Origin of the sequence: Streptomyces sp. GC420 (assembly GCF_009916105.1) — a bacterium.
Taxonomy (GTDB): Bacteria; Actinomycetota; Actinomycetes; order Streptomycetales; family Streptomycetaceae; genus Streptomyces.
In genome coordinates this window covers 1-444 of the sequence record NZ_JAAAXQ010000839.1, presented here as the reverse complement: position 1 = coordinate 444, position 444 = coordinate 1, and the positions used below count along the sequence as shown (strand labels likewise).

General features: G+C 75.5%; 1 protein-coding gene. It reads left to right on the top strand.

What is annotated here, in order from left to right; all coding sequences use genetic code 11:
* Positions 1–165 precede the first annotated feature (165 nt).
* Positions 166–432: a DUF4235 domain-containing protein gene (locus tag GUY61_RS38880; RefSeq protein ID WP_166634969.1), complete on the top strand. Its 267-nt coding sequence runs from the start codon at positions 166–168 to the stop codon at positions 430–432.
* Positions 433–444: the final 12 nt, after the last annotated feature.

Sequence of the window (444 nt, the reverse complement as noted above, 5' to 3'; positions counted from 1 at the left end):
CGGCTCCGGCCCGTTGACTTCCGGTCCTCGCCCCCTGGGCCCCTGCCTCCTGTCCGTTGCGGCCTGCCGTTCCCTGCGCCGCTCCCGCATGCGCGGGGCGGCGGCGGGTAGTCGGGACCCGAGCCGGGGGGCGTCGCCGCCCCCACGTCGTGAGCGGAGGTGGCCATGAAAGTGTCCAAGATCGCGTACAAGCCGGTGGGACTGGCCCTGGGCATGGCGGGCGGCATGCTGGCGGGGACGGCCTTCAAACAGGTGTGGAAGCGGCTGGGCCACGACGACGACGCGCCCGACGCCCTGGACGAGGACCGTAGCTGGCGCGAGGTGCTGCTCGCGGCCGCCTGCCAGGGCGCCGTCTTCTCCGTCGTGAAGGCGGCCGTGGACCGCAGCGGGGCCGTCGCCGCGCGCAGGGTGACCGGGACGTGGCCGGCCTGAGTCGCCGTGGCC

Excerpts from the sequence above, each read along its gene's own strand:
- GUY61_RS38880 (WP_166634969.1), top strand. The coding sequence starts at position 166 with ATGAAAGTGTCCAAGATCGCGTACAAGCCGGTGGGACTGGCCCTGGGC.